22 protein-coding genes are annotated in these 23,414 nt (G+C 71.0%); 8 read left to right on the top strand and 14 right to left on the bottom strand.

Annotated features, from left to right (window positions below; translation table 11 throughout):
• Positions 1–2 precede the first annotated feature (2 nt).
• The 6 genes from SMD20_RS24810 to SMD20_RS24835 form a co-directional block, all read right to left on the bottom strand.
• A complete protein-coding gene (locus SMD20_RS24810) occupies positions 3–1,283 on the bottom strand; it encodes a thymidine phosphorylase (RefSeq protein WP_329585122.1) in 1,281 nt (426 codons plus the stop codon).
• Complete coding sequence (locus SMD20_RS24815; RefSeq protein WP_091090459.1) at positions 1,283–1,684, bottom strand: cytidine deaminase; 402 nt, start codon at positions 1,682–1,684, stop codon at positions 1,283–1,285. Before SMD20_RS24815 ends, SMD20_RS24810 begins: the two co-directional genes overlap by 1 nt.
• A complete protein-coding gene (locus tag SMD20_RS24820; protein WP_329585137.1) occupies positions 1,681–2,961 on the bottom strand; it encodes an ABC transporter permease in 1,281 nt (426 codons plus the stop codon). Before SMD20_RS24820 ends, SMD20_RS24815 begins: the two co-directional genes overlap by 4 nt.
• Entirely contained in the window at positions 2,958–4,103 is a 1,146-nt protein-coding gene (locus SMD20_RS24825) for an ABC transporter permease (protein WP_329585139.1), read from the bottom strand. The genes SMD20_RS24820 and SMD20_RS24825 overlap by 4 nt, the downstream gene beginning before the upstream one ends.
• Positions 4,103–5,713, bottom strand: coding sequence for an ABC transporter ATP-binding protein (locus SMD20_RS24830; protein WP_329585141.1), 1,611 nt, complete (start codon positions 5,711–5,713; stop codon positions 4,103–4,105). The genes SMD20_RS24825 and SMD20_RS24830 overlap by 1 nt, the downstream gene beginning before the upstream one ends.
• An 80-nt stretch (positions 5,714–5,793) precedes the next feature.
• The gene (locus SMD20_RS24835) at positions 5,794–6,861 is read right to left on the bottom strand and encodes a BMP family lipoprotein (protein ID WP_329585145.1); all 1,068 of its coding nucleotides are present in this window, start codon (positions 6,859–6,861) and stop codon (positions 5,794–5,796) included.
• A gap of 260 nt (positions 6,862–7,121) precedes the next feature.
• Between SMD20_RS24835 and SMD20_RS24840 the strand changes: the two genes are divergently transcribed.
• Positions 7,122–9,002, top strand: coding sequence for a Xaa-Pro dipeptidyl-peptidase (locus SMD20_RS24840; protein ID WP_329585147.1), 1,881 nt, complete (start codon positions 7,122–7,124; stop codon positions 9,000–9,002).
• Here the strand turns inward: SMD20_RS24840 and SMD20_RS24845 are convergent.
• Positions 8,983–10,209 carry a M20 family metallopeptidase gene (locus SMD20_RS24845; RefSeq protein WP_329585149.1) on the bottom strand — a complete coding sequence of 409 codons (1,227 nt, stop codon included), beginning with the start codon at positions 10,207–10,209 and terminating at the stop codon, positions 8,983–8,985. The genes SMD20_RS24840 and SMD20_RS24845 overlap by 20 nt on opposite strands.
• Before the next feature lie 543 nt (positions 10,210–10,752).
• Here SMD20_RS24845 and SMD20_RS24850 point away from each other — a divergent pair.
• Positions 10,753–12,105 (top strand): peptide ligase PGM1-related protein, encoded by a 1,353-nt coding sequence (locus SMD20_RS24850; RefSeq protein ID WP_329585150.1) that lies wholly within the window; start codon positions 10,753–10,755, stop codon positions 12,103–12,105.
• Here the strand turns inward: SMD20_RS24850 and SMD20_RS24855 are convergent.
• Complete coding sequence (locus SMD20_RS24855; RefSeq protein ID WP_329585152.1) at positions 12,092–12,286, bottom strand: SCO4848 family membrane protein; 195 nt, start codon at positions 12,284–12,286, stop codon at positions 12,092–12,094. The two genes, SMD20_RS24850 and SMD20_RS24855, sit on opposite strands and share 14 nt — an antisense overlap.
• Before the next feature lie 84 nt (positions 12,287–12,370).
• Between SMD20_RS24855 and SMD20_RS24860 the strand changes: the two genes are divergently transcribed.
• Positions 12,371–13,498, top strand: a complete 1,128-nt coding sequence (locus tag SMD20_RS24860) for a D-alanyl-D-alanine carboxypeptidase family protein (RefSeq protein ID WP_329585155.1) — start codon at positions 12,371–12,373, stop codon at positions 13,496–13,498.
• Here the strand turns inward: SMD20_RS24860 and SMD20_RS24865 are convergent.
• On the bottom strand, positions 13,487–14,440 hold the full coding sequence (locus SMD20_RS24865; RefSeq protein ID WP_329585158.1) for a YihY/virulence factor BrkB family protein: 954 nt from the start codon (positions 14,438–14,440) through the stop codon (positions 13,487–13,489). The genes SMD20_RS24860 and SMD20_RS24865 overlap by 12 nt on opposite strands.
• Positions 14,441–14,538: 98 nt before the next feature.
• On the bottom strand, positions 14,539–15,228 hold the full coding sequence (locus SMD20_RS24870; protein ID WP_329585160.1) for a haloalkane dehalogenase: 690 nt from the start codon (positions 15,226–15,228) through the stop codon (positions 14,539–14,541).
• A gap of 65 nt (positions 15,229–15,293) precedes the next feature.
• On the opposite strand from SMD20_RS24870, the gene SMD20_RS24875 reads away from it, so the two are divergent.
• The 3 genes from SMD20_RS24875 to SMD20_RS24885 all read left to right on the top strand — a co-directional run bounded on the left by SMD20_RS24875 (position 15,294) and on the right by SMD20_RS24885 (position 17,227).
• Complete coding sequence (locus tag SMD20_RS24875) at positions 15,294–15,602, top strand: MarR family winged helix-turn-helix transcriptional regulator (RefSeq protein WP_329585163.1); 309 nt, start codon at positions 15,294–15,296, stop codon at positions 15,600–15,602.
• Between the two features lie 143 nt (positions 15,603–15,745).
• Positions 15,746–16,936, top strand: coding sequence for a helix-turn-helix domain-containing protein (locus SMD20_RS24880; RefSeq protein WP_329585166.1), 1,191 nt, complete (start codon positions 15,746–15,748; stop codon positions 16,934–16,936).
• A gap of 96 nt (positions 16,937–17,032) precedes the next feature.
• Entirely contained in the window at positions 17,033–17,227 is a 195-nt protein-coding gene (locus tag SMD20_RS24885; RefSeq protein WP_329585169.1) for a hypothetical protein, read from the top strand.
• 2 nt (positions 17,228–17,229) lie between these two features.
• On the opposite strand, the gene SMD20_RS24890 is transcribed toward SMD20_RS24885, so the two are convergent.
• Positions 17,230–18,009 carry a TetR/AcrR family transcriptional regulator gene (locus SMD20_RS24890; protein WP_329585171.1) on the bottom strand — a complete coding sequence of 260 codons (780 nt, stop codon included), beginning with the start codon at positions 18,007–18,009 and terminating at the stop codon, positions 17,230–17,232.
• A gap of 41 nt (positions 18,010–18,050) precedes the next feature.
• Between SMD20_RS24890 and SMD20_RS24895 the strand changes: the two genes are divergently transcribed.
• Complete coding sequence (locus tag SMD20_RS24895) at positions 18,051–18,758, top strand: hypothetical protein (protein WP_329585174.1); 708 nt, start codon at positions 18,051–18,053, stop codon at positions 18,756–18,758.
• A gap of 8 nt (positions 18,759–18,766) precedes the next feature.
• Here SMD20_RS24895 and trpS read toward each other — a convergent pair whose 3' ends face one another.
• Together trpS and SMD20_RS24905 are read right to left on the bottom strand one after the other, a co-directional pair.
• Complete coding sequence (trpS, locus tag SMD20_RS24900; protein WP_329585177.1) at positions 18,767–19,771, bottom strand: tryptophan--tRNA ligase; 1,005 nt, start codon at positions 19,769–19,771, stop codon at positions 18,767–18,769.
• A gap of 14 nt (positions 19,772–19,785) precedes the next feature.
• Entirely contained in the window at positions 19,786–21,099 is a 1,314-nt protein-coding gene (locus SMD20_RS24905; RefSeq protein ID WP_329585179.1) for a hemolysin family protein, read from the bottom strand.
• Between the two features lie 86 nt (positions 21,100–21,185).
• Between SMD20_RS24905 and galE the strand changes: the two genes are divergently transcribed.
• Entirely contained in the window at positions 21,186–22,133 is a 948-nt protein-coding gene (gene galE, locus SMD20_RS24910; RefSeq protein ID WP_329585182.1) for a UDP-glucose 4-epimerase GalE, read from the top strand.
• Between the two features lie 293 nt (positions 22,134–22,426).
• On the opposite strand, the gene SMD20_RS24915 is transcribed toward galE, so the two are convergent.
• Positions 22,427–23,413 carry a malate dehydrogenase gene (locus tag SMD20_RS24915; RefSeq protein ID WP_329585185.1) on the bottom strand — a complete coding sequence of 329 codons (987 nt, stop codon included), beginning with the start codon at positions 23,411–23,413 and terminating at the stop codon, positions 22,427–22,429.
• Between the last annotated feature and the right edge of the window lies 1 nt (position 23,414).

Below are 23,414 nucleotides of genomic sequence, written 5' to 3' on the forward strand. Positions count from 1 at the left end.
GTCTACGCGGCGGTGACCCGGTCGATGACCAGGGGCAGGTGGTCCGCGGCGGCGGCGCTCACCGCGTAGCCGCCGTCCAGCGCCTCAAGGGCGCGCTCGAAGCGGGACGCCTCGTCGGCGTGCAGGGTCAGCAGCGGCTGACCGGCCCGCACCTGGTCGCCGGGCTTGGCGTGCAGGGTGACGCCCGCGCCGAACGACACCGGGTCCTCCTTGCGGGCCCGTCCGGCCCCGAGCCGCCAGGCGGCCAGGCCCACCGCGTACGCGTCCAGCCGGCTCAGCACCCCGGACCCTGGCGCCTCCACGGTCAGGGTCTCGGCCGCGCGCGGCAGCGCGGCGTCCGGGTCGCCGCCCTGGGCGGCGATCATCCGCCGCCAGGCGTCCATGGCCGAGCCGTCCTGGAGCGCCTTCGCCGGATCCTTGGCCCCGGACACCCCGGCGGCCTCCAGCATCTCCCGCGCCAGCCGCACGGTCAGCTCCACCACGTCCCCGGGCCCGCCGCCGGCGAGGACCTCGACGGACTCCTCGACCTCCAGCGCGTTGCCCACGGCCCGCCCGAGCGGCCGGTCCATGGCGGTCAGCAGGGCGACCGTGCGGACCCCCGCGTCGGTGCCGAGCGCGACCATGGTCTCGGCCAGCTCGCGGGCGGTCGTGACGTCCTTCATGAACGCCCCGGAGCCCACCTTGACGTCGAGGACCAGCGAACCCGTGCCCTCGGCGATCTTCTTCGACATGATCGACGAGGCGATGAGCGGGATGGACTCGACGGTGCCGGTGACGTCGCGGAGCGCGTACAGCTTCTTGTCGGCGGGGGCCAGCCCCGAGCCGGCCGCGCACACGACGGCGCCCGCCGAGCGCAGCACGTCCAGCATCTCGTCGTTGGAGAGCGAGGCCCGCCAGCCGGGAATCGACTCCAGCTTGTCGAGCGTGCCGCCGGTGTGGCCGAGGCCGCGCCCGGACAGCTGCGGCACGTACGCGCCGCAGGCCGCCACGAGCGGCGCCAGCGGCAGTGTGATCTTGTCGCCGACGCCGCCGGTCGAGTGCTTGTCGGCGGTCGGCCGGTCCAGCGCCGACCAGTCCATCCGCTCGCCGGAGCGGATCATGGCCTGCGTCCAGTCGGCGATCTCGCGCCGGTTCATGCCGTTGAGCAGGATGGCCATGGCCAGCGCCGACATCTGCTCGTCGGCCACGTCGCCGCGCGTGTAGGCGGCGATCACCCAGTCGATCTGGGCCGTGGTCAGCTCGCCGCGGTCGCGCTTGGCGCGGATGACCTCGATGGCGTCCATCAGGAGCTCCGGCTGAGGTCCTGCGGCCCGAACGCGTACGGCAGGATCTCCGTCATCGTCTTGGGGCCGTCGACGGTCTCGACCAGCAGGTCGTCGCCGCCGAACTCGTAGAGGAGCTGACGGCAGCGCCCGCACGGCATCAGCAGCTCGCCGTGGCCGTCCACGCAGGTGAAGGCCACGAGCCGGCCGCCGCCGGTGCGCTGCAGCTCCGACACGAGCCCGCACTCGGCGCACAGGCCGACGCCGTAGGAGGCGTTCTCGACGTTGCACCCGGTGACGACCCGCCCGTCGTCGACGAGAGCGGCCGCCCCCACCGGGAACTTCGAGTAGGGCGCGTACGCGTACCGCATGGCCTCGGCCGCCGCCTCACGCAGCGGCTCCCATTGGATGTGCTCGCTCAATGCTGTTCCCCCCGGCGGTAGCGCACGCCGTCGGCCTTGGGCATCCGCAGCCGTTGCGAAGCCACCAGCAGCACGAGCAGCGTGAGCACGTGTGGTGTGATGTAGACGAACTCGTTCGGAAGCCGATCGACGGTCAGCCAGAGCCAGAACAGCACGATCATACCGAGGGCGGCGAACGCCATCCGTACATACTGCCGGGAGGCGCCGGCCGCCAGGTCGGCGGGCCGGTCGGGCGCGGTCAGGCGGCGGACCTGGATCACCAGGTAGGCGAGCAGCAGCACCGCTCCGAAGAGGAAGAAGGAGACGACGGCCTCCTTGCTGCGCAGCTGCAGGCCGTCGGCGTAGCCGAACAGCGCCGCGCCGGCCGCGAGGCCGCCGGGACGCCAGTTGCCGAAGATCATGGTGGCCAGGCCGATGAAGCCGCGCCCCTGCGTCTGGCCCTCGACGTACTTGTTGGCGAAGAAGACCAGGAACACGCCGCCGAGTCCGGCGAACGCGCCGGAGATGACGACCGCGATGTACTTGATCCGGTAGACGTTGACGCCCAGCGACTCGGCCGCCCACGGGTTCTCCCCCGCCGAGCGCAGCCGCAGGCCGAAGGCGGTGTGCCAGAGCACGAAGTACGTCAGCGGCAACAGCAGCACCGCCAGCACGACCAGCAGGTTGACCTCGTGCGTCAGACCGCGCAGCAGGCCGGCGAGGTCGGACAGCAGGAACCAGTGCGTGCTCTCCAGCTTGCCGAGCAGGTCGGGCCCGTCCGACAGCAGCGGCAGGCTCGGCGTCGGCGGCGGCGAGCTCATCGGCGGCGAGGTGGTGATGCCCGCGCCGGCCGCCGAGGCCGGAGTGCCCTCCTTGTAGAGCACTTCGGACAGGAAGCGGGTGACGCCGGGGCCGAGCAGGTTGATGGCGACGCCGCTGATGATGTGGTCCACGCCGAAGGAGATGGTGGCGACGGCGTGGATGAGCCCGCCGATCGCGCCGGCCAGCAGGCCGGCGACGAGCGCGGCCCACGGGCCCCACTGGTAGCCCGCCCAGCCGGCGGACCAGGTGCCCAGCACCATCATGCCTTCGAGGCCGATGTTCACCACGCCGGCCCGTTCGGCCCAGAGGCCGCCGAGCCCGGCGAGGCCGATGGGCACGGCCAGCAGCAGGGCCGCGGAGAACATGCCGGACGAGGTGAGGTCGTCGTGACCGGTGATGACCCGCACCAACGACACCACCAGCAGGAGCGCGGCGACGCCGATGAGCGTCAGGTGGTATTTGCGTACCCTGGTCATGCGGTCACCTCAACCGGATGATTGTCCCTGCCGAGCTGCTGCGCCGCCCGGCGCTCCTCCATGCGCAGCGCCAGCCGCTTCGTGACCTCGTTGGCGATCACGACCAGCAGCACGGTCACCGCCTGGATGATGGTGACCACCGACGCCGGCACCCCGGCGAACTGCAGCGAGCCCTGCGCCCGGTCGAGGAAGGCGAACAGCAGCGCGGCGAACGCGATGCCGACCGGCTTGTTGCGGCCGAGCAGCGCCACGGCGATGCCGAGGAAGCCGAGGCCCGCGGTGAAGTTGGAGTTGAACGCGCCCTTGTCGCCGAGGATCTCGGGCAGGCCGATGAGCCCGGCGATGCCGCCGGACATGACCATCGCCGCGATGATCATCTTCTTGGGGTTGACGCCGGAGGCGAGCGCCGCCGGGCCGTTGAGCCCGCTCGCCTTGACGTCGAAGCCGAAGCGGGTGCGCTCCAGCACGATCCAGACGATCACGCCGAGCACGATCGCGACCAGCAGGAAGCCCTGGAGACCGCCGCCACGGGTGGGCTCGACCAGCCCGAACCAGTCGAAGAGGACGTTGAGGTTCGGGAACATGGCCGACTCCGGCAGCACCGGAGTGGTCGTGGTGAGCTGCCCGGCCGCGCGCTCGCCCGCGAACGGCCCGCGCACCAGGTACGACGTCAGGTTGATGGCGATGTAGTTGAGCATGATCGTGGCGATGACCTCGTTCACGCCCCTGGTCACCTTCATGACCGCGGGGATGAGCGCGTAGAGGCCGCCGGTGGCCGCCGCCACGATGATGATCACCGCGATCTGGATCGGCGCGGGCGCGGTGAACGTGGCGCCCACGTAGGCCGCGACGATCGCGGCGATCCGGTACTGGCCCTCCACGCCGATGTTGAAGAGGTTCATGCGGAAGCCGACGGCCACGGCCAGCCCGGCGATGAACAGCGGCACCGCCCGGTTGATGAAGGTCGCGATGCCGTTCGACTGGGCCCGCCCGACGTCGCCGAAGTTGAAGAAGGCGGCGAAGGCGTCCAGGGGGCTGGCGCCCGCCGCGAGGATCGCCACGCTGGAGATCGCGATGGCCAGCACGATCGCGATGACGACGCCGGTCACGGTGAGCAGCGCCCGGTTGAGCCCCGCGGGCATCACGTCTCCTCAGTGCCGGCGATGGCGCCGGTCATGTAGCCGCCCAGCCGCTCGGGCGTGATGTCGGACGGGTCGAGCGTGGCCACGAGGCGCCCGCGGTAGATGACCCGGATGGTGTCGGACAGGCCGATCAGCTCGTCGAGGTCGGCGGAGATCAGCAGCACGGCGAGGCCGGCGGCGCGGGCGTTGCGCAGGTGGTCCCAGATGGCGGCCTGCGCGCCGACGTCCACGCCGCGCGTGGGGTGCGCGGCGATGAGGAACTTGGGCTCGCCGCTCATCTCGCGGCCGACGATGAGCTTCTGCTGGTTGCCGCCGGACAGCGCGAGGGCCAGGGTCTCGACGCCCGGCGTGCGGACGTCGTAGTCCTTGACGATGCGCTCGGTGTCGTTCCTGGCGGCGCGCCGGTCGATCCAGATGCCCTTCCTGGCGGGCTTCCTGGTCTGGTGGCCGAGCACCCGGTTCTCCCAGAGCGAGGCCTCCAGGAGCAGCCCCTGGCGGTGGCGGTCCTCGGGGATGTAGCCGATGCCGGCCTCGCGGCGGCGCAGCGTCGGCCAGGAGCTCATGTCCTGCTCGCCGAGCGTGATCGTGCCGTGCGCGGCGCGGATGCCCATGATGGCCTCGATCAGCTCGGACTGGCCGTTGCCCTCGACGCCGGCGATGCCGAGGATCTCGCCCTCGTGGATGTCGAACGACACGTTCTCCAGCAGCAGCCGCGTGCCGTCGGCGCGCAGCTTGGCGGCGTACTCCTCGACCGGTACGCCCTTGGGCGCGGGGTGGTGGCCGTCGGCCTCCACGGTGAGGTGCGCGACCGAGAACGCCGTCCGGTCGGTCACGGTGGACTCGCGGGTCTCGGGGGTGGGCAGCTCGCTGCCGACCATCAGCTCGGCGAGCTGGCGGGCGCTGGTCACCTCGGAGCGGGGCATGGCGGCGACGGTGGTGCCGCGCCGGATCACGGTGATCGCGTCGGCGATGCCGAGCACCTCGTCGAGCTTGTGGGAGATGAAGATGACGGTCAGGCCCTCGGCCTTGAGCTCGCGCAGGTTCTGGAAGAGCTCCTCGACCTCCTGGGGCACCAGGACGGCCGTCGGCTCGTCGAGGATGAGGATGCGGGCGCCCCGGTAGAGCACCTTGAGGATCTCGACCCGCTGGCGGTCGCCGACGCCGAGGTCCTCCACGAGCCGGTCGGGGTCGACGCGGAGGCCGTGCGTCTCGGCCAGCTCCGCGATGCGGGCGCGGGCCCTGCCGGTGTCGAGCAGCCCGGCCCGGGTGGGTTCGGCGCCGAGAACGACGTTCTCCAGCACGGTGAGGTTGTCGGCCAGCATGAAGTGCTGGTGCACCATGCCGATGCCGACGGCGATGGCGTCGCTCGGCGAGCGGAAGCTCACTTCCCCGCCGTTCACCTTGATGGTGCCCTCGTCCGGCTTCTGCATGCCATAGAGGATCTTCATCAGGGTGGACTTGCCCGCGCCGTTCTCCCCCACGATGGCGTGCACCGTCCCGGGTTCGACGGTGATGCGGATGTCATGGTTCGCGACGACACCGGGGAAACGCTTGGTGATGCCCTCCAGCTCTACGGCGGGTCGCGCCGTGGCCAGGGTGTCAGCACTCATTTCGCCTCTCCTAGGAGCAGGGCGAGGATAGACAGAAGGCCCGAAGCTGACTTCGGGCCCTCGTGTCGGTCCTGCCCGGGTTACGGCTTGGCCGGAACCGTGATCTTGCCGTCGACGATGTCCTGCTTGGCGGCGTCGAGCTTGTCCTTGATGTCGTCGATGTCGCCGCCGGTGGTGGCGAGGCCCACGCCGTCGACCTTCAGGTCGTAGACGGTGTCGGTGCCGCCCTTGGCGCCGCCCTGGATGGCCTTGATGAACTCGAAGACGCCGACGTCGACGCGCTTCAGCATCGAGGTCATGATGACCTTCTGGAGGTCGGCCTCCTTGACCGTCTGACGCTGGTCGGAGTCGACGCCGATGGCCTTCTTGCCGGCCGCGGCCGCCGCCTGGAAGACACCGAGGCCGGAGTCGCCGGAGGCGTGGTAGATGATGTCCGCGCCGTCCTGGTACATCTTCTCGGCCGCGATCTTGCCCTTGTCGGGAGCCTTGAAGCCGGAGAAGTCACCGTCGGGGCTGAGGTACGTGACATCGATCTTGGCGTCCGCCTTGACCGACTTCACGCCCGCCTGGAAGCCCGCCTGGAACTTCTTGATCAGGTCGTTCTCGACGCCGCCGACGAAGCCGACGTGGCCTTCCTTCGACTTGAGCGCGGCCGCGACGCCCGCCAGGTAGGAGCCCTGCTCCTCGGCGAACAGCAGGCCGGTCACGTTGGTGGCGTTGGAGGCGGAGTCCACGACCGCGAACTGGATGTCCGGGTACTCCTCCGCGGCCTTCTTGATGTCCTCGCCGTAGGCGAAGCCCACGCCGATGATCGGGTTGTAGCCCGCGTCGGCGAGCTGACGCAGCAGGTCGCCGCGGTTGGAGCCGTCGCCCGCCGGGCTCAGCTCCTTGATCTCGGCGCCGAGGTCCGTCTTGGCCTTCTCCAGGCCCGCGTACGCCGCGTCGTTGAAGGACTTGTCACCGCGCCCGCCGACGTCGAAGGCCAGGCCGACCTTGAGCGCGCCCTTCGCCTCACTGGAGGCGCCGGCGCTGCTCGGCGCCTCGCTGGCCGTGGTTCCCCCACTGTCGCCGCCGCAGGCGGCCGCTGCCATGAGCATGACGCCGGCCACGGAGCCGAGCGCCATCCTGTTGAATCGCTTGCCGAGCAAGGCGACTCCCTTCCATTTCCCCGCCGTCGGGTTCATCGCAGGCGCGAATAAACGTACGGCACCTGCACGGAAGATAGTTGCTTGACCAGGGCAGACCAAACCGGCGCACAGGGTCGCAACCGCTCCGTTATCGACATCAAGCGCGACCGTGACCTGAGGTCCGCGCCATCGGACACGCTAGCGGGGCTGTGATGGTTTGCCCAACTTTGGGGTGGGAATCACCTCTTGCTTGACGGCCGATCTTGGCGGAGATTCCAAGCATGCCCTCCCGTAAGGCACTGGCCGTGCCACTGGCCGCGATTCTCGTCGCGGCGCTGACCGGCACCACACCAGCCGCAGCAGACACCCCCGCCATCAAAGTCGAGAACAACGCGACCCAACCGGTCTTCTCCCGGGCCGACGCCATCAAGCAGACCGTGTACGTCGAGGTCGCCGGCACCGACAGCGACAACGACGGAGCCCCCGACCGGGTCGCCGTGGACATCCTGCGCCCCAAGGAGACCGACGCCGGGCTCAAGGTCCCGGTCATCATGGAGGCCAGTCCGTACTACGCGGGCGGCAACGACGTCGCCAACCACACCGTGGACGTGGACGAGAACGGCAACCCGCTCCCCACGCTCAGGTCACTGTCGAGCAAGCTCGCCGCCGAGCCCTTCGCCGGCTACTACGACAACTACTTCCTGCCCCGCGGCTACGCCATCGCCCTGGTGGAGAACCTCGGCAGCGGCCGGGCCACCGGCTGCCCGACCTCCGGCGACCGCAACGAGACCGCCGGCCCGAAGGCCGCGATCGACTGGCTCAACGGCCGTGCCCGCGGCTTCGACGCCGATGGGAACCCGGTCGCGGCCACCTGGTCCACCGGCAAGGTCGGCATGATCGGCGTCTCCTACAACGGCACCCTGCCCAACGCCGTCGCCGCGACCGGCGTCGAGGGACTGAAGACGATCGTCCCGATCGCCGCGATCTCCAGCTGGTACGACTACTACCGCGCCAACGGCGGCGTCCTCGCCCCGGGCGGCTTCCAGGGCGAGGACCTGGACGTGCTCGCCAAGTACGTCCTGACCAGGCAGAACGGCCAGGAGGCGTGCGGCGCGCTGATCGACTCCATCACCACGGGCCAGGACCGGATCACCGGCGACTACAGCCCGCTCTGGGACGCCCGCAACTACCTCAACGACGTGAACAAGGTCAAGGCCAGCGTCTTCGTCGTGCACGGGCTGAACGACTGGAACGTCAAGACCAAGCAGTTCGCCCAATGGTGGTACGCCCTGGCCAAGCGGCACGTGCCGCGCAAGATCTGGCTGCACCAGGGCACGCACATGAACCCGTTCTCGCTGCGCACCGCCGAGTGGCTGCGCCAGCTCCACGGCTGGTTCGACTACTGGCTGCACGGCATCGACTCGGGCATCATGCGCGAGCCGCAGGCCGACGTCGAGATCGGCCCCGGCCAGTGGGGGCGGCACGCCTCGTGGCCGCTGCCCGGCACCGCCGCCGTCCCGCTCCACCTGGGCTCCGGCGGGCAGCTGGGCCTCCTGCCGCGGCCGCTGTCGCCGCGCGAGACGTTCACCGACCAGAAGACGAGGACGGCCGAGCAGCTCGTCGAGGCCACCGGCGCGGATCCGAACCGGCTCGCGTACACGACCGGCGAGCTGCCGGGCGACGTGCGGATCTCCGGGACGCCGACGGTGTCGGTGCGGGCCTCGGTGAAGGACGGCGCCTCGCCGTACCTGACGGCGCTGCTCGTCGACTACGGAGCCGACGTCCGGGCCAACGGCACCCTGGTGCCGACGGGCGAGACGCTGTGTTACGGCCAGGGCGTGCCGGGCGACACCGGCTGCACCGCGCTGCGGACGCTCGGGACGGCCACGACCCCGTACAAGATCGTCACCCGGGGCTGGCTGGACGTCCGCAACCGGAACCGCGCGGACCACACGCAACCGCTGCGGGCGGGCAAGGAGTATGACTTCACCTGGGACTTCCAGCCGACGGACCACGTGTTCAAGAAGGGCCACCGGCTGGGCCTGGTGATCATCTCCACCGACTACGACTACACCCTGCGCTACCCGGCGGGCACGAAGTTCACGGTCGCGCCCGGCCGGTCGGCGCTGAAGCTGCCGGTGGTCACGCCAGCGCGCTGGTGACCGTCGAGTCGAGCGGCCCGACGTCCCACAGGGCGGTGAACGCGGTGGCGGCCATGACGCGCACGCCCATGGCGATCGCCTGCTCGTCCACGTCGAAGGTGCCCTGGTGGATGTCGTAGGTGACGCCGTCGGGCGAGCGGGTGCCGAGGCGGGCGAACGCGCCGGGGACCGACTCGAGATACCAGGCGAAGTCCTCGCCGCCGAGCGACTGCTGGGTCGGGACGACCGCGCCCGCGCCCAGCACGCGCTCGGCGGCCTCGCCCAGCATCTCGACGCTGACCTCGTCGTTGACGACCGGCGGCACGCCGCGGGTGTAGTCCATGGTGGCCTCGATGCCGTAGGCGCTCGCGACCGACTCCAGCAGCGACTTGATCAGGTCGGGGGCGGCGTGCCAGGCCTCCTCGTCGAGGCAGCGCACGGTGCCCTCGGCCACGCCGTCGTCGGGGATCGCGTTTGCGGCCGAGCCGGCCTCGACGCGGCCCCAGACGAGGCTGAGCGAGGAGCGCGGGTCGATCCGGCGCGACAGCGCGGCGGGCAGCTCGGTGAGGATCTTGGCCAGCGCGAAGACGAGGTCGGCGGTCAGGTGGGGGCGGGCGGTGTGCCCGCCGGGGCCGGAGACCCGGACGGTCAGGCGGTCGCAGGCGGAGGTGATCGGGCCCACGCGCAGGCCGAGCTGGCCGACGTCGACCCGCGGGTCGCAGTGCAGGCCGAAGATGCGGTCGACGCCGCTGATGCCGCCGTGCGCCATGACCTCCAAGGCGCCGCCCGGGGCCTCCTCGGCCGGCTGGAAGATCAGCCGGACCCGGCCGGGCAGGAGGCCCGCCGCGGCCTGCTGGGCGAGGAAGAGCGAGGTGCCGAGCAGCACGGTCGTGTGCACGTCGTGGCCGCAGGCGTGGCAGACCCCGGGCACGGTCGAGCGGTAGGGCACGTCCTTCTCGTCCTGCAGCGGCAGCGCGTCGATATCGGCGCGCAGGGCGACCGTGGGGCCGTCGCCGCTGCCGACGTCGCAGATCAGGCCGGTGCCCTTGGGGAGCACCCGCGGGCTCAGCCCGGCGGCGGTGAGCCGCTCGGCGATGCGCTGTGTCGTGCGATATTCGGCGAAGGCCAGCTCGGGGTGCATGTGGAGGTCGCGGCGGAACGCCACGAGATCCTGCTCGCTCTCGGCCAGGAACGCGTCGAGTTCGCCCCGCAGCTCACGTCCCCGCATATGTCACCACTCCGTCCCAATGCCGCGCGCCCTGGAATCGACTGAAACCGGCGCGGCTAGTGCGCTGTCGTACTCGTCATCCCGCCGTGGGCCGCTCCCCGGTTGAGCGACCGACTCGGCGAATCAAAAAACACACCCGCTGGTTCGGGTGCGTGAGATCGTCGGCATGGGCTTGCGTGCGTCGGTCGCGCTGCCGCTGTGCAGCCAGGGAGCACAGCGGTCGGCCGTGAGCCCGATGGCGATGGTTTCGACTCTATCGCTCGTGCGCGGCTCCGCGCCGACAGATACACCAAAAGTTAGCCGACTGCAGGTCCGTAACCCCTGCTTGTCACCTTACGTGATGTTCCGCCTGGTCCGGAAATAGTCACAAGGGATCAGTAGATGGTGACCCGTCGTCGCTACTTCCAAACGTGGTGAGCGATTCCGAATCCTGTCACCTTCTGTCATGGTCATCACACTTCACGGCTGGCTGTTTTTGGGGTGAATCGGTGTTTCACTCGCAATATGATCACTACTATCCCGTTCGGGGAGAAGTATGCTGGGTTGAGCATCTTCGAGCCGAGTGAGGGGACCCTGGTGGTCGTACCCTCGCTCTCCCTTCCCCAGGACGAGCTCCGCCGCATCAAGGCGGCCAGGTCCTACGAGGAGCGTTTGCTCTTCCTTCTGCTGACGCTCCGGGAACCCGGGGTAAAGGTGGTCTACCTCTCCTCCGTGCCCATCGATCCCGGCATCATCGACTACTACTTCTCGTTCCTGCCGGATCCGGACGACGCCGCCAAGCGCCTCACGCTGATCACGCTCGACGACCCCTGGTCCCAGCCGCTGACCAGGACCCTGCTCGGCCGTCCCGACGTGCTGGAGCAGCTGCGGGCCGAGATCGACGGCGACGCGTGGCTGGTGCCGTTCGTGCTGAGCGAGCTGGAGGAGGAGCTCGCCTCGTCACTCAACGTCCCCATCTACGGACCGGCGACCTCGTACGCCTACTACGGCTCCAAGAGCGGCGCCCGCGAGATCGGCCACGAGGCCGGCGTGCCCATGGCGCGCGGCTTCGGCGACCTGCGGACGCCGCTGGAGATCGAGGAGGCCGTCGAGGCCCTGCCGGGCGAGCGGGTGATCATCAAGCTCAACGACGCCTACTCGGGGCTGGGCAACGCCATCGTCACCAAGTCCGACCGGTCACGGATCGACTTCTCGGCCGGCGACGAGACCTGGGAGGCGTTCTCCGCCAAGATCAGGGACCGGGGCGCGGTGGTGGAGGAGTACATCGAGCACCGGCCGCTCTACTACCCGAGCGCCCTCGCGGCCATCTCGCCGGGCGGCCAGGCCCGGGTGCTGGCCACGCACGACCAGGTGCTCGGCGGCGACAGCGGCCAGGTCTACCAGGGCTGCACGTTCCCCGCGGCCCCCGAGTACCGCGCCGAGGTGGGCGCGTCGGCCGGGCGCATCGCGCGGGTCCTCGCCGAGCGCGGCGTGGTGGGCGTGTTCGGCATGGACTTCTTCGCGCTCAAGGCCGACGCCGGGTACGCGGCGCTGCTGTGCGAGATCAACCTGCGCATCGGCGGCACCACGCACCCGTACGGCGCCGTCACGCTGACCACCGGCGCCGTCTACGACCCCGGCAGCGGCCTGCTCATGGCCGGCGACCAGCCGAAGTACTACACCGCGACCGACAACTACGCCGCCGGCTGCCTGCGCGGCCGCACGCCCGGCGAGGTCATGCGGACGGCCGAGCGCCTCGGTCTCGGCTTCGACCACGAACGCCGCACCGGCAACGTCTTCCATCTGCTCGGCGCGATCCCCGAGTACGGCAAGCTGGGCTTCACCTCGATCGGCGACTCCAGACAGGAGGCGGACGAGCTGCACGCGCTCACCCGCCGTCTCCTCAGCGCACTCTGAGCGCGCGGACCCCGAGGAACATCAGGACCAGGCCGAGCACGATGTTGACCGCGATCAGGATGCCGTGGACCACGTAGAAGCCGGTGGGGTGCCCGTCGGCCAGGTTGAAGCCGAGGTTGATCCATTCAAAGATCATGAACGCGCCCAGCGCGACGAGGAACGCGGCGATCTTTCGTGACATGACCATCTCTCTAGTATCGAAGGTGGATCATCGGGGGATGTGTCGCCACATGGGCATTCATCCAGGGCTACGCTGAGACCCGCCATGTGGACCAAAACCGTACTGATCACGGCGTTCGTCACCTCGGCCTCGCTCGCCGGCGGGACCGCGTACGCCGCCCCGGCCCCGCCCGTGGGCGGCCCGGCGCTGGGCAGCCGTGGTCTGGTCGCCCCCGAGGGCGTCAAGAAGCCGCCCAAGACCAAGGCTACGTCGTACGTCATCGCGGACGTGGACACGGGCCAGGTGCTCGCCGCCAAGGACGCCCACGGGCGCTACCTGCCCGCCAGCACCCTGAAGACGCTGACCGCGCTCACCCTGATCCCGAAGCTGAACAAGAACCTCAGGATCCGGCCCAGCCAGAACGCCTGCAACCAGGAGGGCAGCGCGGTCGGGCTCACGCCGAAGGCCACGTACCGGGTCGACGACCTGTTCAAGGGCCTCATGCTGACCTCGGGCAACGACGCGGCCATGGCGCTCGCCGAGGTCAACGGCGGCCTGGCCAAGACCATGCGGGAGATGAACGAGGAGGCGAAGCGGCTGCAGGCGTACGACACCGTCGCCAAGACGCCGAGCGGCCTCGACAAGCCCGGCCAGAGCAGCTCGGCCTACGACCTGGCGCTCATCGCCCGCGCCGGCCTGGCCAACCGCGACTTCGTCCGCTACATCAGCACGAAGACGGCGGACTTCCCGGCTCCGAAGGGCAAGACGTACCAGATCAGCAACCACAACAAGCTGCTCTGGCGCTACCAGGGCATGATCGGCGTCAAGAACGGCTGGACCTCCAAGGCCCTCGGCAGCTTCGTCGGCGCGGCCACCCGCGGCGGCCACACGATCGTGGTGAGCGTCATGCGCCACGAGGGCTACTTCTGGGAGGAGGTCGGCGAGCTCCTGGACTGGGGCTTCTCGGTGCGGGGCAAGGTGACCCCGGTCGGGCAGCTCGTGGACCCGCTGCCGGCCCAGCAGCCGGCCGCGCCGCAGGCGCGGACCTCCGGCGGCCCGCTCACCCAGGTGACCCCGGCCCAGCAGCCGCCGCTGCTGGACACCGCCGCCCAGAAGCAGACCGACCACACCAAGGCCGTCGGGGCGGCCGTGATCGGCGGCGGGCTGCTGTTCGGGACCGTCTGGCTGGTGTACGGGATCCGCCGCCGGCGCCGCGGCGACTCAGGCGTCTGAGCCCTCCTGCGACGGCTTCACGATCGGCGAGGGCACCGGCGTGGGCGCGGGCGGCGGGCAGTAGCCGGCCGTGGCCGTCCAGGCGGCGACGTGCAGGACGAGCCGGGCCGAGAAGTTGATCCAGACGAGCAGGCCCACGATCACCGCGAACGTTCCGTAGACGGGGTTGCCGAGCGTCGTGGCGAGCAGCAGGGTGGCGAGCTGCTTGAGCACGCCGAACCCGATCGCGCCGATCAGCGCACCCTTGGCGATCACCTTGAACGGCTGGACCGGCTTGGCCACCCAGCCGAGCAGGATGACGAACAGCACCCAGTCGGCGGCGAGCCCGGCCACCACGCCCGCCAGCCGCAGCCCGAAGGTGGCCAGGGCGGACTCGCTGCCGAAGACGAGGTGCAGGACCTTGTCGGTCGCGCTGGTGGCGAACCCGCCGACCAGCACGGACGTGATCATGGCGATCCCGATCATCACGAGCGAGGACAGGTCCCGCAGCTTGCCGAGGAAGAAGTTGAGCGGCGGCTGGGTGGTCATGTAGATCTCGCGGAGCGCCCCGCGCAGGGCGTCCAGCGCGCCGAGCCCGGCGTAGAGCAGGCCGAGCAGGCCGATGAGGCCGGCGGTCGCCTTGGCCTCGGCGATGGCCTTGAGGTTGAGCTGGTCGGCGATGCCGGGCAGCCGCTCGGTGATGGCGGCCTCCAGGGCCTGCCTGGTGGTCTCGCTGGTGGCCACCATGTAGCCCAGCACCGCGTACGCGAGCGCCACCAGCGGGAAGAACGACAGGAAAGCGAAGTAGGTGACCGCGCCCGCCAGCCGGTCGCCGTTCTGGCCCTGGTAGCGCTGCACGCCGCGGATGAGGTGGTCGAGCGAGAGCCTGCGCACCCGCCATCGGTCGACCGTCCGGCGCCCCCAGGCCCGGACCGCCTCGACGCGCCGCCACAGACTCGCCATTCCACGCCCTCCCGGCCTCACCAGGTCACGGTGGAGCAACTGCCCAGCCCGGCGCGCCGCACGCCCGCCGACCGGCGAGCCTACAGGCACATCGCCCGTCAGAGGCCGTGGCGGGCGGCCCAGGCGGCGATCGCGGCGGCGATCTCGCCCGGCCGGTCCTCGGTGGCGTGGTGCCCGGCCGGGCCGAGGTGCAGGGTCTCCAGCGCCGCGACGTTGTCCGCGCACCATTGCGCCACCTGCGGGGTGATCAGCAGCGTCGGCGAGGAGTCGAAGGTGAGCAGCAGCTTGGGCACCTCGCCCGAGGCCCCCAGCCACTTGCCGAAGAAGGTCACCCGCTCGGCCACGTCGGCCGGCTCCCCGTCGAGCGGCAGCGAGCGCGCCCACTCCAGCAGCGGCCGGCGGCTCTCGCGCGTCGGGTAGGGCTCCAGGTAGGGCCGCAGGTCCTCCTCGCCCAAGAGCGTCAGCACCCCGCCGGTGTAGGCGGAGCGGATGAGGAAGTCGCCGTCGAGCACCAGCTTCTCGCCCTCGGGGCCGCGGATGGTCTCGGCCCGGCGGCGCGGGCCCTCGCCCAGCTCGTCCAGGCTCGTCCCGCGGACGACCGCCTCCATGAGCGCCACGCCCCGCACCCGTTCCGGATGCCGGGCCGCCCAGTCGCAGGCGAGCGCGCCGCCCCAGTCGTGGCCGACCAGCACCACGTCCTCCAGGCCGAGCGCGTCGAACCAGGCGTCCAGGTAGCGGGCGTGGTCGCCGAAGCGGTACGGCAGGTCGGGCTTGCCCGAGCGGCCCATGCCGATGAGGTCGGGGGCGAGCAGGCGGCGTCCCGGCGGCCCGCAAGTGGCACTACGCCGCGCTCGTGGCGCTGCGCGAGGGCGGGCCCGTCAGCCAGGCCGAGCTGAGCCGGCGCACCGGCATCTACCGCAGCGACCTGGTCGCGGTCATCAACGAGCTGGCCGGGCGCGGCCACGTCGAACGCTCCCCCGATCCCGCCGACCGCCGCCGCAACGTCATCCGGCTCACCACGCGGGGCGAGGAGCACCTCGCCCGGCTCCAGGAGGTCGTCGCCTCCCTCCAGGACGAGTTGCTGGCCCCGCTCACACCCGCCGAACGCGAGCAGTTTTCGGACCTATTGACCCGCGTCCACCAGCACCATGCGCGCCGCTGAACACGAACCACTTTCACCTTTCTGACCTGCGGAGACACCGAACGCCCCTCACCTTTTTCGGCTGTGCCGAAACCACTCACAGGCGGGGTCCTGGAGCCCTAGCCTGTGGGCAGTTGCGACAGAGCCAGGAGGCGCCACGTCCCATGACCGAGATCACGACCGGTCAGATGGTCCGGCTACAGCGCGAGCGCAGGGGCATGAGCACCACCGCGCTGGCCACCCAGTCCGGATGCACCCCCAGACACATCGAACTCATCGAACACGGCAAACGCACCCCCTCGCTCCCCCTCCTGCGCGAGATCGCCAAGGTGCTCGGCGTACGGACCGCGGTGCTGCTCGGCGAGACGCCCCGCGACTCGCACGAGCCCAGCCGGCCGCAGATCAGCCACATCGAGCGGGCCATGTTCACCTGCCGGCCCCTCGCGCCCGACCTCGAACCGCCGGACGCCGACCAGCTCTCCGAACGGGTCGCGGCGGCCCGCAGCGCCTGGTTCACCTCGGCCAGGCGCTACTCGATCCTCATGGCGGCGCTGCCGTCCCTGGTCACCGACGCCGAGAGCCTGGCCGCCGAGCGCACGCCGCGCGCCCGCAGCGTCGCCACGGACGCGTACATGCTGGCCAGGGGCGTGCTCAAGCACCTGCAGCGGGTGGACCTCGCGCACCTCGCGGCCGACCGGGCCATGCGCCTCGCCGAGGAGTCCGAGGACCCGCTGACGATCGCGTGGGCGTACTGGAACCTCGGGCAGTCGATGTTGTCGGACGACATGCACCAGATCGCCTACGACGTCGCCCGGCAGGGCATCGAGCTGCTCGAACCGCACGTGCCCGACGGCGACGAGCGGCACCTCAAGGCGCTCGGCGCGCTGCACCTGCTGGCCGCCATCGGCGAGTCCCGCTCGGGCGACGACGACCGGGCGCGCGAGCGCCTGCGCGGCACCGCGAGCCGGCTCGCCGAGCGCGTACGCGACCACTCCGACGTCTACGACCTCGCCTTCTTCGGCCCCACGAACGTCGCCATCCACCTCGCCAGCATCGAGAACGACGCCGGCCGCCCCGAGGACGTGCTGCGCATCGCCGACGACATCGACCTCACCGCGACCCCGTCCATCGAGCGGCGCACCACCCATCTCGGGGAGGTCGCCCGCGCCTGCGAGGACCTCGGCGACGACGCCGCCAGCCTGCTGCACCTGCTGCGCATCGAGCGCGAGTCCCCCGAGGAGCTGGACCACAAGCTGCTGCTCAGGGAGATGGTCCGGGCGCTGGCACGGCGGGCCAGGCCGTCGTGGGCGCCGGAGGTCCGCCGGCTCGCCGAGCGCCACGGCATCCAGAGCTGATCGGCCCCGGCCGAACTCTCAGTTCGGTCCCGGCGAACCCGGAGTTCTTTCGCCCGAGTTCGTCACGGACCGGCGTCCCGGTGCCACGCTGCGTTCATGACCACAGCGCCGAGTGCCGACCTCGTCATGGAACGACTGCTTGAGGAAGCCGCACGGGAGTTCCCCGGCTGGGCGTTCGAACGACACCATGCCGGCTGGACCGCCGCCCGCGACGACCTCCGGCTCACCAGGCCGAGCCTGGCCGCCCTCCGCGCGCTCCTGCGCGTGCACCGGGAGGCCAGGGAAGGCTGACGTCAGGGGGTGCGCCCCGAGCCCGCCGCGATCCGTCCGGCCACCGCGTCGAGCACCAGGCCGAGGCCGAGGGCGAAGCGGTCCAGGGCCCGCTGCAACGTGTACGGCAGCGCGGTGTCCGACACCCCGAACGCCCCGGCCTCCTCCAGCGCGGCGAGCAGCGGGAACCGCCCGTTCATGCGCTCCTCCAGGAACGGCACCCGCCGCTCCCACCACTCGTCGTCGCTGCTGCCGGTCTGCGCGGGCGCCTGCTCGGCCTCGACCACGGCCGCGGCCGCGCCCCGCGTGTACGAGTCCACCGCCGCCACACAGCCCACCACGTCGGCCGCGGCCAGCCCGTGCCCGTGCAGCAGCGCCAGCGTGGCCTCGTAACGGGCGAGGACGTGGGGGCCGAAGACGGTGCGCGAGGTGGACACCTGCAGCAGCCACGGGTGGGCCCGGTAGGCGGCCAGGTCGGCCTCGGCGACGCCGCGCAGCCCGGCCCGCCAGCCCGAGGTGGCGTCGGGCAGCGGCTGCCCGCCCACCACCCGGTCGACCATCAGCTCCAGCAGCTCGGCCTTGCCCGGCACGTACGTGTAGAGCGACGCCGTGCCGATCCCGAGCTCCTGGGCCAGCGCCCGCATGGACAGCGCGCCCGGCCCGGCCCGGTCGGCCGCCGCGACGGCGGCGCCCACGACGGCGGCCAGCTCCAGCCGCTGCCGGGGCCCGCGCCGGGGGGCCGGGAGCCCGTCCCAGAGCAGGGCCATGGTCCGTGCGGGGTCGCCCCGGCCCGCGTACTCCATGACAGGGGCCTCCTTAACTCCGAACACTGTACGATATTTTCATGTTCGAGACCGTCATCCCCCTCCTGCCCTGCCGGCAGCTCGACGACGTCCTGCCCTTCTACCGCGCGCTCGGCTTCGACGTCACCTACCGCCAGGAGCGCCCCAACCCGTACGCCGCCGTCCGCCGGGGCGGCGTCGAACTGCACTTCTTCGGCGTGCCCGGGTTCGACCCCGAGCAGTCCATGGGCAGCGTGGTCGTGGTGGTGCCGGACACGGGGGCGCTGCACGCGGCGTTCGCGGCGGGGCTGCGGGCGGCGTTCGGCAAGGTGCCGGTGTCCGGGATCCCGAGGATGACCCGGCCACGGCGCGTGCAGGGCACGTCGGGCGGGTTCGTCGTGGTGGACCCCGGCGGCAACTGGGTGCGGATCAGCCGCCGCAAGGAGGACGCCGGCGAGCCGGACCCGGCCGAGGGACGGCTCGCGCGGGTGATCGCCGCCGCCGCCCGCCAGGCCGACGCGCGCGGCGACGTGGCGGCGGGCGTCAAGGTGCTGGAGACGGGCCTCGCCAGGCACACGGCGGCGCCGCCCGCGCAACGGCTGCCCGCCCTGGTCTACCTGGCCGAGCTGCGGCTGCGCGCCGGCGACCGGGACGCGGCGGCGGCGCTGCTCGCCGAGACCGCCGCACTGGAGCTGACGGAGGCCGAGCGCGAGGCCCTGGCCGACGACCTCGCGGCCGCCACGGACCTCGCGGGCCGCCTCGGCCCCTGAGCCCCGGGTCAGAGCTTGGGCAGGAAGCCGACCCGGTCGCGGACCTGCTCCATGGTCTGCCGGGCGACCGCCCCCGCGCGCTCGGCGCCGACCGCGAGCATGCGGTCGAGCTCCGCCTCGTTGGACAGCAGCTTCTCGACGCGCTCGCGGATCGGCGTGAACGTCTCGACGACGGCCTCGGCGACCTCCTTCTTGAACGTGCCGTAGCCCTGCCCGGCGTAGCGGGCGACCAGGTCGGGGATCGGCGTGCCGGTCAGCGCCGACTGGATGCGCAGCAGGTTGGAGATGCCCGGCTTGTTCTCCTCGTCGAACAGGACCTCGGTGCCGGTGTCGGTGACCGCCCGCATGACCTTCTTGCGCAGCGGCCCCGGCTGCTCCAGGACGTCGAGGATGCCCGCCGGGCTGGAGGACGACTTCGACATCTTCGCCGTCGGGTCCTGGAGGTCGGTGATCTTCTCGACCTCCTTCAGGATGTAGGGCTCGGGCAGCGTGAAGGTGTCGCCGAAACGGTGGTTGAAGCGCTGACCGAGGTCGCGGGTCAGCTCCAGGTGCTGCTTCTGGTCGGCGCCCACCGGCACCTTGTCGGCCTGGTAGATGAGGATGTCGGCGGCCTGGAGGATGGGGTAGGTGAACAGCCCCACGCTGGCCGCGCTCTCGCCGAACTTGGCGGACTTGTCCTTGAACTGCGTCATCCTGCCCGCCTCCCCCATGCCGGTGAGGCAGATCAGGATCCAGGCGAGCTCGGTGTGCTCACGCACGTGCGACTGCACGAAGACGGTGGCCTGCTCGGGGTCGAGGCCCGCGGCGAAGAGCTGCGCGGCGGCCACGCGGCTGCGCCGGCGCAGCGCGGCGGGCTCGGTCGGCACGGTGATCGCGTGGAGGTCGACCACACAGTAGAAGGCGTCGTGGGTCTCCTGCATGGTGACCCACTGACGGACCGCACCCAGGTAGTTGCCCAGGTGGAAGGAGTCCGCGGTGGGCTGGATGCCGGAGAGAACACGAGGTCTGGCCATAGCAGGCAATTGTGTCAGGAATCCTGGTCGGGGGGCGACTCAACGGCCGGACGGCGTTTCACCCGCACCCTGGCGATCCGCCGCCCGTCCAGCTCGATGACCTCCAGGTCGAAGCCGGCCACCTCGACCCGCTCGCCGAGCGCCGCCACGTGGCCCAGCATCGCCATGACGAAGCCGCCCAGCGTCTCGTACGGGCCGTCGGGCAGCCTGATGCCGGTCTCGACGGCGAAGTCGTTGAGGTTGGTCAGGCCGTCGATCTCGATCTCGCCGGCGGGCAGGACGACCACGTCCTCCTCGATGTCGTACTCGTCCCTGATGTCGCCGATCAGCTCCTCGACCAGGTCCTCCAAGGTGATGATGCCGGCGGTGCCGCCGTACTCGTCGACCACGATGGCGAGGTGCTGGCCCTCGTCGCGCATCTCGTTGAGGGTGCTGAGCAGGCGCTTGGAGGCGGGCACGAACTTGGCGGGGCGGATCGGCACGAGCGCGCTGACCGGCTCGTCGCGCCCGGACAGCTCGGGGTCGAGCAGGTCGCGTACGTGCACGAAGCCGATGATCTCGTCGTAGGAGGTGCGGTAGACGGGGAAGCGGGAGTGCGGCAGCCGGGCGGCGATGGCGGCGGCCTCGGCGAGCGGCGTGTCGGCCTCCATGAACTCGACCTCGGTGCGCGGCAGCATCACCTCCCTGAGCTGCCGCTTGCCGGCGGCGAAGACCTCGCCGATGAGCTTGCGCTCGTCGGGGGTCAGGTCGTGGTGGCCGACCACCATGTCGCGCAGTTCCTCGGTGGTGACCTCCTCGCGGTCGGCCTCCGGGTTGCCGCCGAGCAGCCGTACCACGACGTCGGTGGACTTGGAGAGCATCCAGATGATCGGCCGCGACAGGCGGGCGACCCAGTCGAGGAACGGGGCCACGAACAGCGAGAGCCCTTCGGCCCGCTGGAGCGCCAGACGTTTGGGCGCCAGCTCACCGAGCACGAGTGAGACGTACGAGATGGCCAGCGTGACCAGCACCAGCCCGAGCACCGGGGCGACGCCCTCGGGCACGCCCCAGCCCTGCAGCACGGGGGTGAGCTGCGCGCCCAGCCGGTCGGCGCCGAACGCGGCCGACAGCATGGTGGCCACCGTGACGCCGATCTGGACGGCGGAGAGGAACCGGTTGGGGTCGCGGGCGAGCTTGGCCACGCGCTCGCCCCTGCGGCCGCGGTCGGACAGCTTGCGGATCTGGCTCTCCCGCAGCGAGACCATCGCGATCTCGGCGGCGGCGAAGAAGCCCCCGATCAGGACGAAGAGCAGGACCAGGGCGACGTTGGCCGCGACGGTGTCAAACATGGTGGTTGGCAGCGTATACGGGTGCTTTCCCGCGTATGCTGAACGGCAAGCCTTACAAAATCAAACATATTTGAACAGGAGTCCACATGAGATTGCTGGTCACCGGCGGGGCGGGATACGTCGGCAGCGTCGTCGCGGCCCAGCTCGTGGAGGCGGGGCACGAGGTGACCGTGCTCGACGACCTGTCGACCGGGCATGAGGACGCGGTGCCGGAGGGCGCCAGGTTCGTCCGCGCCGACATCGCCCAGCCCGGTGACGCGCTGGACGGTGTGGACGCGGTGCTCCACTTCGCGGCCAAGTCGCTGGTCGGCGAGTCGGTGGAGAAGCCCGGCCTCTACTGGGCGAACAACCTGGGCGGCACCCTCGCGCTGCTGGAGGCCATGCGGGACAAGGGGGTCGGCCGGATCGTGTTCTCCTCGACGGCGGCGACGTACGGTGAGCCGGAGCGCGCGCCGATCGAGGAGAGCGACCCGACGCGCCCGACCAACCCCTACGGCGCCTCCAAGCTCGCCGTGGACACGGCGCTGAGCGCCTTCGCCGGAGTCCGCGGCCTGGCCGCCGTGAGCCTGCGCTACTTCAACGTGGCCGGGGCCTACGGCCGCTTCCGCGAGCGCCACGCGGTCGAGACCCACCTCATCCCGAACGTGCTGAAGGTCGCCACCGGCGAGCGCGACTCGATCAACGTCTTCGGCACCGACTACCCGACCCAGGACGGCACGTGCGTCCGCGACTACGTCCATGTCGCCGACCTGGCGCGGGCGCACCTGCTGGCGCTGGAGGCGCTCACGCCCGGCGAGCACAAGATCTACAACCTGGGCAGCGGCTCCGGCTTCAGCGTGCGTGAGGTGATCTCGGTCTGCCGCGAGGTCACCGGGCACGAGATCCCCACGGCCTTCGGCGAGCGGCGGCCCGGCGATCCCGCCGTGCTGGTCGCCTCGTCCGCGAAGATCCAGCGCGAGCTGGGGTGGAAGGCCGCCCGGCCGTCGCTGCACGACATCGTCTCGGACGCCTGGGAGGCGCTTTCCGGCAAATGAGCCCTACGGCGGCGGCATATGTGCTGTAGTACCGAAACGTGAAGAGCATTTCACCAAGGGTCACGAAACCGATCTTTGGCGCTCTCATCGTGGCAGGCAGCCTGCTCGCCGCCGCAGGAGTGGTGTTCGCCACCCCGGACGCGGCCCATACCGGTCCGCAGGCGACCTGTCCCGCACAGAGCGACGGCCCGGACGGCGAGTGAGCCGGGCGACACGGGACGGCGAATGAGCCGGGCGACACGGACGCCCCCCGCCGATCGTCGGCGAGGGGCGTCCGGCACGGGCGGGTCGGCTCAGATGAGGCCGAGCTCCTTGACCGCGGTGCGCTCCTCCTCCAGCTCGCGCACGCTGGCGTCGATGCGCTCGCGGGAGAAGGCGTCGATCTCCAGGCCCTGGATGATCTCGAAACGCCCGCCGGCGGCGCGGACGGGGAACGACGAGATGAGGCCCTCGGGCACGCCGTACGAGCCGTCGGAGACGACCGCGGCGGAGGTCCACTCGGTGCCGTTGACCCAGTCGTACACGTGGTCGATGGCGGCGTTGGCGGCCGAGGCGGCCGAGGAGGCGCCGCGGGCCTCGATGATGGCCGCGCCGCGCTTGGCGACGGTCGGGATGAAGGTGTCCTTCAGCCACTCGTGGTCGACCTGCTCGGCCGCGACCTTGCCGCCGACCTCGGCGTGGAACAGGTCGGGGTACTGGGTGGCGGAGTGGTTGCCCCAGATCGTCATCTTCTTGATCTCGGTGACCGGCACCTGGAGCTTGGCCGCGAGCTGCGAGAGCGCGCGGTTGTGGTCGAGCCGGGTCATCGCGGTGAAGCGCTCGGCCGGCACGTCGGGAGCGTGCTGCTGCGCGATGAGGGCGTTGGTGTTGGCCGGGTTGCCCACGACCAGGACCCGGATGTCGTCGGCGGCGTGGTCGTTGATGGCCTTGCCCTGCGGGCCGAAGATGCCGCCGTTCGCGCCGAGCAGGTCGCCGCGCTCCATGCCGGCCTTGCGCGGCATGGCTCCGACGAGCAGCGCCACGTTGGCGCCGTCGAACGCGACGTCGGGGCTGTCGGTGATCTCGATGCCGGACAGCAACGGGAACGCGCAGTCGTCCAGCTCCATCGCGGTGCCCTCGGCGGCCTTCACGGCGGCCGGGATCTCCAGCAGGCTGAGCTTGACCGGCACGTCGGCGCCGAGAAGCTGACCCGAAGCGATGCGGAACAGCAGTGCGTAGCCGATCTGGCCGGCGGCTCCGGTGACGGTCACCTTGACGGGCGCAGTGGCTGACGACGCCATG

Origin of the sequence: Nonomuraea sp. LP-02 (assembly GCF_036289125.1) — a bacterium.
GTDB lineage: Bacteria > Actinomycetota > Actinomycetes > Streptosporangiales > Streptosporangiaceae > Nonomuraea > Nonomuraea bangladeshensis.